Here is a 1,966-nt window from a genome sequence, read left to right on the forward strand (position 1 = left end):
CTGGGGAACGCCGTATATTGCTGCTGCTGTAAAAGCAGGAATAATTAAAGGTGAAGGAAATGGAATATTTAATCCTTCTGGAAAAGTTACTCGTGCTGCAATGGCAACAATGTTAGTAAATGCATATAAGCTACAAGATAGAACAAATAGTAATGGGCAAAGTAAATTTGATGATTTAAAAGGACATTGGGGTGAAAAATTTGCCAATATTTTAATTGATTTAAAGATTTCTGTTGGTACTGATAATGGTTGGCAACCAAATAAATTCATAACACGTGCAGAAGCCGCACAACTTACTGCCAAAACAGATACCCTTCAATACAGTCCGAAAAACCCTTTAGAAAGTAAAACAATCATTATTGATCCTGGACATGGTGGTGCAGATCCCGGAAAGTCCACAAAAGGATTGCCTGAAAGTAAAATCGTATTAGACACTTCCTTACGCCTACAACAATTGCTTGAAAAACATACACCATTTACAGTTTTATTAACTCGTGAATCTGATACTAGACCTGGACATGATCAAAAAAGCTCTTTACAAGAACGTGTTAAATTTGCTAAGCAAAATGAGGGGGATATCTTTATAAGCATTCATGCAAATGCTTATAATGGTAATGCAAAAGGGACAGAAACATACTATTATAAATCTTCTGAATCCGAAAAAACAAATCCTCATGTGGAAGAAAGTCATGTGTTAGCGGAAAAAATCCAAGCACGTTTAGTAGAGGCCCTTCAAACACGTGATAGAGGCGTTAAACATGGAGATCTTCATGTTATAAGAGAAAACGGCATGCCAGCTGTGTTAACGGAACTGGCTTTTATAGATAATGGTATCGATTACAGTAAACTATCTACGGCAAACGGTAGACAGATTGCAGCAGAAGCCATTTATGAAGGGATTTTAGATTATTATGAATGGAAAGGAAATAATGTATCCGAATATAGGTTGTAATAAGTACAAGGAAATTTAGTAATTCTAGGAATATGCAATTTATAAATTGCTAAAGTATAGTTTTGTTATTTGAAATGTGTTTTAGTTTTATAGTGTATACTGGCGCCGACTTATTAAGGATTATAAATAAGTCGGTGTTTAAGTTAGCGTACTTAATGAATACTATAGAAGTTATGAAGAAAAAAAGATAAATAGATAGGGGCATACACCTACATTCATTATTTTTACGTGAAATTTTAATTTAAAAATAGTTAAGTTATATGATTCAGATGGGCAGTATACAATGAGTTCAAAGAAAACATTCTTTGAACTCATTAGCTATTAAATCTACTTGTTACATAAATAGATCGTATAACAATAATTGATATTGTTAAGGACATAGCTGCAGATATTTTTTGTAATTCCTGTTATGGAATTTTTAAATATTTGCAGGTGTAATATAAGGGTGCTTTATTTTGAAAGAAATCTTTTGAAATGGTCATAATATGAATAATAATTAGAAACAAATTTTAAAAAAATGATGAAAGACTTAAGAAGGTGAATATATTGCTTAAACATTCACATTTGCAATTTATCTTATTAACAATAGCTCTAATATTCTATATAAGCTTTTGCTATATATTTTTATTTGTTTTTCCGAATCAATATTTCGTATCAGATTTTAATATCCGACTATCATCCTTAGTTGTTGAAACTACTGTATTTATCTCATTACTGTATTCTATATTATCCAGAAAAATTAAGTTAGGAGTATTCTGGGTTTGCATTACTATTGCAATAGGGTGTTTCTTGATCGGGAATTTTATATCCGCTTTTCAAGTACTTAATGTAGAATTGCCGATACAAAATTTTAATATCTCTGATGTGTTTTTGTTGTTTTTCTTATTCTTCTTTCTCTTTGCATTCTTTTATAAAATCATTATGGAATGTAACAAGTGGGAAAAGGCGTATTTAATTTGTGATTTATGTATTGTTGTTACTGCCGTTTTTACATTAGAGTGGTACCTGTTTAAT

At 31.1% G+C, this 1,966-nt stretch carries 1 protein-coding gene and 1 pseudogene; both read left to right on the forward strand.

Going from position 1 to position 1,966, the window contains the following annotated elements; all coding sequences use genetic code 11:
- Window positions 1–952: N-acetylmuramoyl-L-alanine amidase (locus AC1DJR_RS28120; RefSeq protein WP_477004061.1), on the forward strand; the 952-nt coding region annotated here is incomplete at its 5' end.
- A 546-nt stretch (window positions 953–1,498) separates the two neighbouring features.
- Window positions 1,499–1,966, forward strand: a pseudogene (locus AC1DJR_RS28125) (GGDEF domain-containing protein); the annotation flags it as partial.

The sequence above is a fragment of the Bacillus sp. 05T31 genome (genome assembly GCF_056396725.1).